General features: G+C 64.6%; 13 protein-coding genes. 9 read left to right on the forward strand and 4 right to left on the reverse strand.

Annotated features, from left to right (window positions below; translation table 11 throughout):
* Positions 1-200: 200 nt before the first annotated feature.
* From SPH52_RS20320 to SPH52_RS20330, 3 genes are all read left to right on the forward strand, one after another.
* Positions 201-641: a hypothetical protein gene (locus tag SPH52_RS20320; RefSeq protein ID WP_411796861.1), complete on the forward strand. Its 441-nt coding sequence runs from the start codon at positions 201-203 to the stop codon at positions 639-641.
* A 1-nt stretch (position 642) separates the two neighbouring features.
* Entirely contained in the window at positions 643-2,160 is a 1,518-nt protein-coding gene (locus tag SPH52_RS20325) for a tripartite tricarboxylate transporter permease (protein WP_411796862.1), read from the forward strand.
* Between the two features lie 65 nt (positions 2,161-2,225).
* A complete protein-coding gene (locus SPH52_RS20330; RefSeq protein WP_411796863.1) occupies positions 2,226-3,194 on the forward strand; it encodes a Bug family tripartite tricarboxylate transporter substrate binding protein in 969 nt (322 codons plus the stop codon).
* Between the two features lie 91 nt (positions 3,195-3,285).
* Here SPH52_RS20330 and gloA read toward each other — a convergent pair whose 3' ends face one another.
* Positions 3,286-3,819: a lactoylglutathione lyase gene (gloA, locus tag SPH52_RS20335; RefSeq protein WP_411796864.1), complete on the reverse strand. Its 534-nt coding sequence runs from the start codon at positions 3,817-3,819 to the stop codon at positions 3,286-3,288.
* Between the two features lie 135 nt (positions 3,820-3,954).
* Here gloA and SPH52_RS20340 point away from each other — a divergent pair, with 135 nt between their 5' ends.
* Positions 3,955-4,485 (forward strand): C40 family peptidase, encoded by a 531-nt coding sequence (locus tag SPH52_RS20340; protein ID WP_411796865.1) that lies wholly within the window; start codon positions 3,955-3,957, stop codon positions 4,483-4,485.
* 57 nt (positions 4,486-4,542) lie between these two features.
* Positions 4,543-5,157 (forward strand): thiamine phosphate synthase, encoded by a 615-nt coding sequence (gene thiE, locus SPH52_RS20345; RefSeq protein WP_411796866.1) that lies wholly within the window; start codon positions 4,543-4,545, stop codon positions 5,155-5,157.
* Between the two features lie 59 nt (positions 5,158-5,216).
* On the opposite strand, the gene mntR is transcribed toward thiE, so the two are convergent.
* Positions 5,217-5,699, reverse strand: coding sequence for a manganese-binding transcriptional regulator MntR (gene mntR, locus SPH52_RS20350; RefSeq protein WP_411796867.1), 483 nt, complete (start codon positions 5,697-5,699; stop codon positions 5,217-5,219).
* Between the two features lie 166 nt (positions 5,700-5,865).
* Between mntR and SPH52_RS20355 the strand changes: the two genes are divergently transcribed.
* From SPH52_RS20355 to SPH52_RS20365, 3 genes are read left to right on the forward strand one after another with little or no spacing between them, the layout of a single operon-like run.
* Positions 5,866-6,777, forward strand: a complete 912-nt coding sequence (locus SPH52_RS20355) for a metal ABC transporter solute-binding protein, Zn/Mn family (RefSeq protein ID WP_411796868.1) — start codon at positions 5,866-5,868, stop codon at positions 6,775-6,777.
* On the forward strand, positions 6,770-7,558 hold the full coding sequence (locus tag SPH52_RS20360) for a metal ABC transporter ATP-binding protein (protein WP_411796869.1): 789 nt from the start codon (positions 6,770-6,772) through the stop codon (positions 7,556-7,558). The genes SPH52_RS20355 and SPH52_RS20360 overlap by 8 nt, the downstream gene beginning before the upstream one ends.
* Positions 7,559-7,583: 25 nt before the next feature.
* The gene (locus SPH52_RS20365) at positions 7,584-8,474 is read left to right on the forward strand and encodes a metal ABC transporter permease (RefSeq protein WP_411796893.1); all 891 of its coding nucleotides are present in this window, start codon (positions 7,584-7,586) and stop codon (positions 8,472-8,474) included.
* On the opposite strand, the gene SPH52_RS20370 is transcribed toward SPH52_RS20365, so the two are convergent.
* A complete protein-coding gene (locus SPH52_RS20370) occupies positions 8,471-9,346 on the reverse strand; it encodes a DMT family transporter (RefSeq protein WP_411796870.1) in 876 nt (291 codons plus the stop codon). The genes SPH52_RS20365 and SPH52_RS20370 overlap by 4 nt on opposite strands.
* Before the next feature lie 184 nt (positions 9,347-9,530).
* On the opposite strand from SPH52_RS20370, the gene SPH52_RS20375 reads away from it, so the two are divergent.
* Positions 9,531-10,514 carry an AraC family transcriptional regulator N-terminal domain-containing protein gene (locus SPH52_RS20375; protein WP_411796871.1) on the forward strand — a complete coding sequence of 328 codons (984 nt, stop codon included), beginning with the start codon at positions 9,531-9,533 and terminating at the stop codon, positions 10,512-10,514.
* Between the two features lie 16 nt (positions 10,515-10,530).
* Here SPH52_RS20375 and SPH52_RS20380 read toward each other — a convergent pair whose 3' ends face one another.
* The gene (locus SPH52_RS20380; RefSeq protein WP_411796872.1) at positions 10,531-11,514 is read right to left on the reverse strand and encodes an XdhC family protein; all 984 of its coding nucleotides are present in this window, start codon (positions 11,512-11,514) and stop codon (positions 10,531-10,533) included.
* Between the last annotated feature and the right edge of the window lie 2 nt (positions 11,515-11,516).

The following is an 11,516-nucleotide window of genomic DNA, read 5'->3' on the forward strand; positions in this document are numbered from 1 at the left end:
TAGCTCCCAGGGCGCCAAGCGAAGTGGTGCAGTCTGATGCACTTACGTTCGCAGAAAGTGCATCAGAGTGCAACGCAGCGCTAAATCCCACCACATCCACCAATTGTTTCAATCGTTGCCAGGCCTTAACAGATATTCCCCTTCAGTTACCGAATCGGCGCTTCAAAAACAAAATGACCGAAAAACCTTCCGTAATACGCATGAATTTCTGGTCGGGGCTGGGTGTCACCGCCATCGCGGGGCTACTGCTGGTCTGGATCATTCCCGCATATGGCGGTCGCGGTTTCGCCGTTGGCATGCATCCGCGTACCCTGGCCACCCTGGGGGCCTGGGTGATGCTGGCCTGCGCCGCCGCTCTCGCCCTGCTGAGTGCCGTCGCCCTGATCCGCCAGCGCCAGCCCTTCGCTCGCCTTCCCGAGATCGGCCACCTCTGGCACCAGACGTGGCCGTTTCTCTATGTGCTGGGCTTCATCGTGCTGGTCGACCGTTTTCCGCTCACCTGGGTCGCCCCGGCCCTGATCGCCGGGTTGCTGCTGATCCTGGGTGAGCGCCGCTGGCACGTGGTGGTCTTGACCGCCGCCATTCCCGCCGCATGCCTCTATGTACTGACCGCGCACCTGATGCGCATCGGGGTGGTGTGAGATGATCGGGTTCGATGCCATTCTTGCCTCTTTTGCGGCCGCCCTGCACTACGAGTCCATTGCCGTCATCCTCGGCGGCGTGCTGCTCGGCTACATCGTCGGTGTAATTCCAGGGCTCAATCGTGCGGTGGCCATCGCCATCGCCATTCCGCTGACGTTTTACATGTCGGCCTATGCCGCCATCGCCTTTCTGATCGGCCTCTCGAAGGGCACCGCCGCAGGCAGCGCGGTCTCGGCCATCCTGCTCAACACGCCGGGCGAACCTTCTTCTGCCGCCACTTGCCTGGACGGCTACCCCATGGCGAGCGCCGGCAAGCCTCGCAAGGCGCTCAAGGTGGGTCTGCTGGCATCAGTGATAGGCGACCTGCTGGCCACCCTGCTGCTGATCGCAGTGGCCATACCCTTCGCTTCGGTGGCACTCAAGTTCGGCCCCTATGAACTGGCCGCCATTCTGCTCTTCGCCCTGGTGTTCATTGCCGGTATGGCGGGCGGCTCTTTCCTCAAGGGGCTGGCTGCCGGCGGCATGGGTGTCGTGCTCGGCACCGTGGGGCTCGATCCGGAGACCGGGGCGTCGCGCTTGACCTTCGGCTATGCCGAACTGATGGAGGGCGTGCCGATCCTGCCGCTGGTGATCGGCACCCTGGCCCTGGCCGAGATGTTCGTGCAGCTCGACGCGTATCGTCGCAACAAGGGCGCCAGCGTGATCAAGCTGGGCAAGGACAGCGATGACGATCTCTCCTATCAGGAGTTCAAGAGCACCCTACCGACCATCCTGAGGAGTACCGGCGTGGGGGCCTTCGTCGGCGCCCTGCCGGGACTGGGTCCGTCGGTGGGAGCCTTCATGGCCTATGGGCTGGCCAAGCGCACTGCCAAGGACCCGGACAGCTTCGGCAAGGGCAACCCCAACGGCATCGCCGCCGCCGAATCTGCCGACAATGCGGTGATCCCGGCCAGCTACATCCCGCTTTTCGGCCTCGGGATCCCCGGCAGCGTATCGGCGGCGCTGCTGGTAGGTGCCTTCATGATCCACGGCATTCAGGTGGGGCCGCTGATGCTGCGCGACCATCCGCAGATGCTCTTCACGCTGTTCTCGGGAATGATCGTGGCGAGCGTGCTGATGCTGGCGGTGGGCTGGTACGGCCTGCGCATCTTCGCCAAGGTCACCAGCGTACCGCCGCATATCGTGATCCCGGTGGTGATCTTCCTGTGCCTGGCAGGGATCCAGGTCCAGGGCTACGGCACCTTCGGCCTGATCACGGTGTTCGCCTTCGCGATCTTCGGCTACTTCCTGAAGAAGTTCGACTACTCCTTCGTCACCTTCCTGGTCGCCTTCATCGTCACTCCCATGCTGGAAATGAACCTGCGCCAATCGGTGATCCTCTCAGGCGGCGACATCGGCATCCTGCTCAACAGGCCGATTGCCCTGGTCTTCGTCATCTTCACGGCCCTGCTGGTACTTCACTTGTCCTGGAGCGGCTATCGCCAATGGCGACGCACTCGCTTGTCTCCACGCACATGATCCCGCTGCCGGCATCTCCCGGCGGCACCACCAACCACAACAACGCAATCCAGAGGATCGACATCATGAAAAGACAACTACTGGGAACTGTTCTGCTCTCCTCGGCCATGGTCTTCGGCACCGCCGGCCTGGCCCAGGCCAATGACTTCCCCACCAAGCCGCTGACCATGGTGGTCGGCTGGGGCGCTGGCGGCAGCACCGACATCCAGGCCCGCGTGCTGGCCGACATTCTTGCCGAGGAACTCGGCCAGCCGGTGAACGTGGTCAACCAACCGGGCGCCGGCGGCGGCGTGGCCCTGGCCCGCCTGACCAACAGCCGCGACGAGGGCTACACCTTCGTCTTCGGCACCTCGATGACCATTACCTTCGGCCCGCTCTCCAGCGAGGCGAACTATGAGCTGGACGACTTCCGCTATGTGGCCGGCGTGACCCTTGGACAATCGGCCATCGTCACCGGCGAGGACCGCCCATTCGGTAACAGTTGGGAAGAACTGGTGGAGTATGCCCGTGAGAACCCGGGCATGAGCTATGCCACCCAGACCGCGCTGGATCGCATGATCATTCAGTACATCGCCCAGCAGGAAGGGCTCGACCTGCGCGTCGTGCCGACTTCCGGCGGTGCCGGCATGGCGCCACTGATCCTTTCCGGCGATGTCGATTTCGCCTACAGCGGCGGCACCCATTCCGGCTATGCCGAGACAGGCGAAATGCCGGTACTGTTGAGCCTCGCAGAAGACCGCCTGGTGGCGTTCCCCGATGCGCCGACCCTGCAGGAAGCCGGCTACGACGTCAACGCTGCCGAGATCCGCGTGGCCATGGTGCCCAAGAATACCCCGGACGCCCACGTCGAGCGGTTGGCCGAAGCCCTGGAACTGGCCACCGAGGATCCGCGCTTCATCGAGATCACCGAGGAGCGCATCCTGATGCCGGTGACCTACATTCCCGAAGAGGAAATCACCCAGACGCTCCGCGATCAGGTGGAGGGCTACAAGGCGCTGATCGAAGAGCTCGGCGGCCTGCCCGAAGAAGGATGATGGCAGCAGGTTCCTGCTTTCAGCACGGGCAACGACTGTAACCCCGACGCCGCCCAACAGGGCGGCGTCGGTGCGTCTCATGGCGAGAAATTCAAGCCCCCAACGCCGCCAGGCGATCGGCCTGGACCACCTCGATCCAGTAGCCGTCGACATCCTTGACGAACACCACGTCCTTCATCTTGCCCTGGTCCGAGCGCTTGACGAAGGTGACATCGTTGGCATCGAACCAAGCCTCGGCGGCCTCGAGATCGGGCACCGAGAAGCAGATGTGGCCGAAGCCCTGGGGTTGGGCGTTGCCATCGTGATAGGTGAAGTCCTCCTGGGTCTCGGTACCCCAGTTGTGGGTCAGCTCGAGCAAGCCCCGCTGGCTGAAAGTCCATACGGTCCGCTCACCCTCGTTTTCGGGCACCGCATCACCCTCATCCAGCTTGGCCAGGAAGTAGAGCGAGAAGCCCAGCTCCTCGAAGTCGAGCCGGCGCAGGACCTGCATGCCGAATACGCGGGTATAGAAGGCCAGCGCCTTTTCCGGGTCCTTGACCCGCAACATGGTGTGATTGAGGCGAAAGCCCTGCGTATCCGCCGTCGGTGTCTTCACTCCGGGGTGCTGCTCTCCCTTGAAGCTCATTGCCTCTCTCCTATGCTGTCGCGTGTCGCCACGATGATGCGGATCGCTGCGACGTTTTTCCAGCAACATGCGGCTGCCATGGGCGCACGGTTCGCGCTAAAGTAGGAAAAGTACCGCTGCGTAGAGCGACTGCCGATGCCGATCTCGTCCCTGCCGCCCCCGCTTGCACTGAGATTCTTCAGTCAGCACGCCAGGCCTTTCTTTCGCCATCTGGCCTGCCTGCTGGCACTGACGCTGCTGGCCGGCTGCGCCAGCCGTGACCTGGCCACCCATGACCCGCGGCCTGGCTCGGATGCCCTCTCCATCGAACGCGCCTTGATACTCGCCACCGCCAAGAGTGCCTTGGGCACCCCCTATCGCCTGGGTGGCAACTCCGCTGAGGGGCTCGACTGTTCGGGCCTGGTGGAGATGGCCTATCGTTCTGCGGGCATCAAGGTACCGCGCACCGCCGATGAGCAGTACCGCGCCCTGCCGGCCGTCGATCGTGCCCAACCCGGCGACCTGCTGTTCTTCGGCGACCGGCGCAAGGCCACCCATGTCGGTATCTATCGCGGCAACGGCCAGATGATTCATGCCCCCGGCAGCGGGCGCAAGGTCACCAGCGTGCCGCTGCATATCGACTACTGGCAGGACCGTTTTTTGGGAGCCGCCGCCCCAGCGCCCTGACGACACCTCGAGTGCCAGGTATGATCGAGGCATGACCCATCCCTTGCGGTGAGATACATGCGCCTGGATCTTTCTCTCTATCTGGTAACCGACCCCGAACTCTGCGCCCGCCACGGTCTGGTGGAAACCGTCGTCGCCGCGGTACGCGGTGGCGTTACCGTCGTACAACTGCGCGACAAGCAGGCTTCCGACGGTGAGCTGATCGACCAGGCGCGGCGCCTGAAGACGGCGCTCGCCGGCAGCGGCGTACCCCTGATCATCAATGATCGCCTGGCGGTGGCGGTGGCGAGCGGCGCCGACGGCCTGCATCTCGGCCAGGACGACGGCGACGTGGCCGCTGCCCGGGCCGCCCTGGGCGAGAGGGCCATTCTCGGTCTCTCGGTACAAAACCATGGCCAGCTCAGCCGCCTCGACCCGGCGGCACTGGACTACCTGGGCCTGGGCCCGGTGTTCGCCACCGCCACCAAGCAGAACCACGCCACGCCGCTCGGCTTCGACGGCTTGGCCTCACTGGTAGCGGCAAGCCCCCTGCCGGCGGTGGCCATCGGCGGACTCAAGGCCGAGCACGCCCGCCAGGTGCGCGCAGCCGGCGCGCAGGGTCCGGCGGTGGTCTCGGCAATCTGCGGACAGCCGGACCCGGAAGCCGCCGCCCGGGCGTTCTTCGGCGATTGAAAGGCTACCTGAAGCAAGCAAGAGTGAAGCAGGTGGGAGTGCGATAAGCAGAGCGCCTCTCAGGAGCTACGGCGCTCCTGGGCACGCGCGAAGCGCTGCATGACGTCCAGGGTTTCCTGGCTGACGTGGTGCTCCATGCCTTCGGCATCGATGCGCGCGGTACGGTCGCTGACGCCAAGGGCACGCAGGAACTGCAGCACGATGGCGTGGCGCTGATGCGACATCGCCGCCATTCTTTCCCCTTTCTCGGTCAGGAACAGTGAGCGGTAGGGCTTGCTGGAAACCAGTTCCAGCGCCTTGAGCCGGGTCACCATTTTCGACACCGTGGCCTGGCTGACACCCATGCGGGCAGCGATGTCAGTCGAACGCGCTTCCCCCTGATGTTCCTGCAGGTCGGCAATCAGCTCCACGTAATCTTCAATAAGCTCGGTTTCATGGGCGTTGCGCACGGCGGCGTACTGCTGCGCATGCTGGTCGCTAGGCGGCAGGGCGTCCGCCTTGCTCAGGCGATCAGGCGTCACATCGTTCGGGGAGTCGGTCATCGCGCCAATATAGCCAAAGTACTGATAGGGCAGCAACAGTGCCCCGATAGGAATTTCCTACTACCCTACAAGTTAACCTTGGCTAAAATACTAGCCATGCACTTAGAAACTCACTGAAACGAAACAACCAACATTCAACGGCTCCGCCGTCCGAGGAGAGTGACTGATGCTGGTCCCCAAGGGATTGGTGCTGCTCAGCGCCCTAACGATCGTGCTGTCGACCGCGTCCCATGCCGAGGAGCCGCCGCTGCGGGTGGCGGTCACCTTCTCCGTGCTGGGGGACTTGGTGCGCGAGGTCGCGGGTGACGATGCCCAGGTCGACGTCCTGACCCCGGTCGGCGCTGAGGTGCACGAATGGGAACTGGTGCCGAGCAATTTCATCACGCTCGAAAGAGCCGATGTCGTGTTCTACAACGGCTACGGTCTCGAGCAGTGGATGGGCCAGGTCCGCGCCACGGTGAGCGACGGCGTGCCGCTGGTCGCCCTGGCCGAGGAGAGCGGCTACGCCACCCAGCCGATCGCCACCGGCGACTTCGCCGGCGAGCCCGATCCGCACATGTGGATGGATCCGCGTGCCGCTGCCGAATACGCCCAGGTGATCGCCAACACCCTCGCCGAGGCCCGGCCGGACGCCGCCGAGGCCTTCCAGGCGCGCGGCGAGGCGCTTTCAGAATCGCTGCACGCCCTGCATGACGAACTCACGGAGGCCCTCGCCGACATTCCCGATGAGCATCGCCTGATCCTTTCCAGCGAAGCGGCCTTCCTCTATTTCGCCGACGCTTTCCGCTTCGAACACGACGGCATCTGGGGCAACAATGCCGAGCAGGAGGGCTCTCCCAATCAGGTCATGCGCATCGTCGACCTGATCGAGGAGAAGCAGCCGGCCGCCATCTTCTGGGAGAGCACCATTTCCGACCGTCACGTGCGCAGCGTGGCCAGCGAAACCCAGGTGGAAATCGCCGGCCCGCTCTATGTCGATTCCCTCAGTGAGCCGGAGGGCGAAGCCCCGGACTATGCCGGCATGCTGCGCCACAACGCTCGGCTGCTGCTCGAGGCCCTGGGAGGCGGCCATGACTGACCCTACACCGGCGCTTCAGGCACACCGGCTCTGTGCGGCCTACCACCAGCAAACCGTGCTCGAGGACGTCACCCTGTCGTTGCCCCAAGGGCAGTGGACGGCCATCGTCGGCCCCAACGGCGCCGGCAAGTCGAGCCTGCTCAACGTGGTGATCGGCAGCCTCGCGCCGTTGCGCGGCGAGCTTCGGATTCTTGGCGAGAGCCCCGCCGCACAGCGACGCGCCGGCAGCATTGCCTACATGGCCCAGCAGGAAAACATGGAATGGGATTTTCCCATCTCGGTACGCGATACGGTACTCACCGGCCGCTACGGCCTGATGCGCCATGACCCGCTGTGGCAGCGCCTGGCCCCCCGGCGCTGGGCCAACCCCAGCCATCGGCAGGCCGTGGAGGCCGCCCTGGAAGCCGTCGACATGGCCAACCATGCCGCACGCCCCATCGGCGAGCTTTCCGGTGGACAGAAGAAGCGCGTGATGCTGGCACGCGCCCTGGCGCAGCAGGCCAGGATCCTGCTGCTCGACGAACCCCTGGCAGGCGTGGATCCTCCCAGCGAAGCCCTGATCCTTGCCACCCTCGAGCGCGAACGCGGTGCCGGACGCACCGTCATCATGGTGACCCACGACATGCCGAGCGCACGCCGCCATGCCGACAACGTACTGCTGATCAACCGCACCTTGATCGGCATGGGCACGCCGGACGAAATGCTCAACGACGCCATGCTGGCACGCCTGGCGGTAGGGGCACCCGAGGCCAGGCATGGAGGTGCTCGTGTCGCAGCTTGAGCTATTGGCTCTGGGCGTGATCGACATGCTGACGGCACTGCTGATGATGGCGGTCAACCTGCTGCCCGAGAGCCTGTCCGCCCCCTTCGAATACCGCTTCATGCAACGCGCCCTGCTTACCTCGGTACTGGTGGGGGCGATCTGCGGCCTGCTCTCCTGCTATGTGGTACTCAAGCGCTGGTCGCTGCTCGGCGACGCCATCTCCCATGCGGTGCTGCCTGGCGTTGCCATCGCCTACCTGTTGGGCTGGCCGTTCTTCATCGGCGCCTTCGTCACCGGCGCGCTGACCTCGCTGGGTATCGGCGCCATCGAGCGCCACACCCGCATCAAGTCGGATGCCGCCATGGGGCTGATGTTCACCGCCGCCTTCGCGCTCGGTATCGTGATCATCAGCAAGATCGCCACCAGCACCCACCTGATGCACATTCTGTTCGGCAACGTGCTGGGCGTGCAGACCTCGGCGCTGATATTGACCCTGCTGGCCAGCCTGGTGGCGCTGCTGGCCATCTGGCTGGCCTATCGCCCGCTGCTGCTCTACACCTTCGACCCACAGCAGGCCCAGGCGCTGGGCTTCAATACCGGCGTCATTCACTACGGGCTGATCCTGCTGCTGACGCTGACCATCGTCGCCAGCCTGGAAACCGTGGGTATCATCCTGGTGGTGGCAATGCTGATCACCCCCGGCGCCACGGCTCACCTGCTCACCGACCGCTTCACTACCATGCTGGCCATCTCGGTCGCTGTCGGCGTGACCTCCGCCGTGCTGGGTCTGGTACTCTCGGTGTCGCTGGACGTCGCCTCGGGCGGTGCCATCGTGCTGGTGGCCTCGACCCTGTTCTTCGTCGCCCTGCTGGCGGCCCCCAAGCACGGCCTGATTGCGCGCCATTGGCGGCGCTGGCGGTTGAACCGAGCCTAAGCCGTCGGGCGGCGCTTCAGGGTGGTTCGGCGGTCGTGATAAGCGATCGCCAGACCGCTGCCGATAATCAGCGCACTGCCGACGAAGACCCAGATATCCGGCATCTCCCCCCAGAACCACCAGCCCAGCAGTACTGCCCACAGCATCGCGGTGTAGTCGAAGGGCGCGGCAATCGCTGCCGGAGCAAAACGGAATGCCAGGGTAATGAAGGCCGTGGCCCCCACGCCGATGATGCCCGCCCCCAGGAAGCCCAGCCAATGCCAGGGATGGGGCGTCTGCCAGACCCATGGCAGGGTGACGGAGGTGATCACCAGCGGCACCAGGGTGATATAGAACACCATCGCCCAGAGGTGCTCGCGGCCACCGTAGCGTCGTGAAGTGATCATCAGCAAAGCATAGAAAACCGCAGCGGCCAGCATGACCAACGCACCGGGATGGAAACCCTCTCCGCCCGGTCGCACTACCACCATCACGCCGGCAAAACCCAGCAGCGAAGCCGCCACGACTTGATAATCGACCCGCTCGCCGAGCAGCGGCACCGAAAGCAGCGTGACGAACAGCGGTGCGGCAAAAGCGATGGCCGTGGCCTCAGCCAGGGGCAAGAGCGTCAGGCCTAGTACGAAGAAGAACATGGTGCCGGTATAGATCAGGCCACGTATCAGATGCACCCCGGGGCGGCGAGTGCGCAGCTTGATGAGCCCGCCACCGAAGTGGGCCAGCACGGCGATCAGCGGCAGCGAAACCAGGGTACGAAAGAAGATGATCTGCAGCGGCGAGTGAACCTCGCCCAGCCATTTGGCGATGGCGTCGCCTATGGCCAGGCACAGCACGCCGGCACACATGCACAGAATGCCCTTCAATGATGGCGACATATACCCCTCCCTGTTGGCCTGCACCTTATCGGTGCAAGCGCCGACCCCCTAACATAGCCGACTCCGGGGCCCCGGGCGATGCCGATAACGCACTCGCTGAGTTTCAGGAGCGACCAAAACCGGGCCTGGTACATGGTTTAATGGAAGGAGTAAGGTACAAACTGTGCCGAAGGGGAGCATGACCATGACGGATCATTCAGTTCACGCCCTTGAGACTAGCCTGGGAACTAGCCGGGAAACCGGCCCGACCGAACGCGTATATCAGTCGGAACTGACCCAGAGGGCACTACGCCTGGCGCCCGAGGATGGCTTCTTCCGCTCCGCCATCGCGCCGCTGACGCTGATTCGCGTCAGCGAGACGACGGCTCCCATGCCATGCGTCACCGAACCCAGCCTGTTCGTGGCGATACAGGGCCGCAAGCGCATGGAGCTGGCCAGCCAGCCGTTCATCTACGATCCGCTCCACTACCTGGTCGTTTCCCTCGCCCTGCCGGTCACCGGCCAGATCATCGAGGCCAGCCCACAGGTGCCCTACCTGTGTGCGCGGCTCGACATCGACCTCGCCATGCTCGGTGAGCTGCTCCTCGAGTACGACCCCGGCGAGCCGGCGATCGACAGCGACGAGCGCCGCGGCCTGTTCGTCGCGCGCATGTCCGATTCGCTGATCGATGCGGTGTTGCGCCTGGTGCGCCTGCTGGATACGCCCCACGACATTCCCGCGCTGGCACCGCTGATACTGCGCGAGATCCATTACCGGGTGCTGTGTGGCGAATTGGGCCACCGCTTGCGCGATCTTGCCGGCATCAATGGGCAGGGCAGATCCATCGCCGAGGTCATCCAACTGCTCAAGTCGCGCTACGCCGAGCCACTGCGCATCGAGGAGCTGGCCGCTGCGGTGCATATGAGCCCGTCCACGCTTCATCATCGCTTCAAGGACCTGACCTCGATGTCACCGCTGCAGTTCCAGAAGCAACTGCGCCTACACGAGGCGCGCCGGCTGATGCTGAGCGAGGGGGTGAACGCCTCGACGGCCAGCCATCGGGTCGGCTACAACAGCCCGTCTCAATTCAGCCGCGAGTATCGTCGCCTGTTCGGTGCGCCGCCCAACCAGGAAATCGCCCAGCAGCGAGAAGCGACCACGGGAAATCTCCTGGCCAGCCCAGTGTGATAGTGCTCAGAGCCCGCTACCGCGGCTTGCCATGATAGACGCGCACGATATCGGCCATGACCGCCAGGGCGATCTCGGCGGGCGTCTTGCTGCCGATATCGAGGCCGATCGGCATGTGGATGCGCGCAATTTCCTCGCTGCTGAGCCCACCCGAGCGTGACAGGCGTTCGGCGCGTGCCGCGGAGGTCTGGCGCGAACCCATTGCGCCGATATAGAAGGCCGGGGTACGCACCGCTTCGATCATGGCCAGGTCATCGATACGTGGATCGTGAGTCAGCGCCACCACGGCCGTCGAGGCGTGACAGCCTTCACTGACGAGATACATCGACGGCAGCACCGGGCGTAGCTCGACACCCGTAACGGAGAAGGCTTCGATCTCTTCCTCGCGCGGGTCGCAGACCACGACCTCGAAGCCCAGGGTACGAGCAAACTCGGCGCACGCGACCGAGACCGGCGACACTCCCGCGATGACCAGCCTCAGCGACGGGCCTACGCGGATTCGCACGCGCTCACCCTGGCGCTCGACACGCGGCCGCTCCTGATCGCGGCTGCCGCCCGGAGGGGCCTCGGTCTGCAGGTCGACCTCACCCGTGGTCAGATCGACCTCGCGAATCAACCGCTGCTGGCCGTGCAGCGCCTCCTGCAGCGCAGCCAGGTGCTGCCACGTGGAAGGCGCTGCCTCCATGCGCTCGATCAGTACCTCGAGAATGCCGCCGCAAGGCAACTTCAGGCGTTGCTGATCGTCCGACGATTCGCCGTAACGGATCACCTGCAGGGGCGCCTGGAAATCGCCGGCCGCGAGCCGCGACAAGAAGTCCTCCTCGACACAGCCTCCCGAGAGCGAGCCGGCATGACGCCCGTTCCGGCACGCCACCAGCAGCGACCCCGGCGCGCGGGGAGACGAGCCATAGGTCGCCAGTACCGTGCACAGCCACACGGTGTCGCCCGCACGACTCCAGCGGCTGCCGCTCTCAATCACTTCGAGATCGAGATGTTGCATGG

The organism is Halomonas sp. A29 (assembly GCF_046723295.1).
Classification (GTDB): domain Bacteria; phylum Pseudomonadota; class Gammaproteobacteria; order Pseudomonadales; family Halomonadaceae; genus Halomonas.